Source organism: Ligilactobacillus acidipiscis DSM 15836 (assembly GCF_001435755.1).
Classification (GTDB): Bacteria; Bacillota; Bacilli; order Lactobacillales; family Lactobacillaceae; genus Ligilactobacillus; species Ligilactobacillus acidipiscis.
Genome location: NZ_AZFI01000436.1, coordinates 1 through 223, shown reverse-complemented (window position 1 = coordinate 223; position 223 = coordinate 1). Strand labels below are relative to the sequence as shown.

At 42.6% G+C, this 223-nt stretch carries 1 pseudogene; it reads right to left on the bottom strand.

Annotated elements, in window-relative coordinates:
* Positions 1 to 223, bottom strand: a pseudogene (locus FC65_RS11355) (DNA topoisomerase); the annotation flags it as partial.

The window sequence follows — 223 nt, the reverse complement described above, 5'->3', positions numbered from 1 at the left end:
CGTACGGATCAGCAAACATCGCTAACGTCGTCCTTAAAACCAGGTCATAGACTTGTTGCTGTAATTTAGGTAAGCTGGCTAGTTTCTCTTTCGTCGGCACAACTTTAGTCATGATAATGGCGTAATGTTCTTCAACCTTTTTCCCATTGACGTAACGTTTATTTGGGGTGGTATTGGTTAAAGCGACTCGCTTAGAGACTAACCCCAGATACTTCGTCAGATT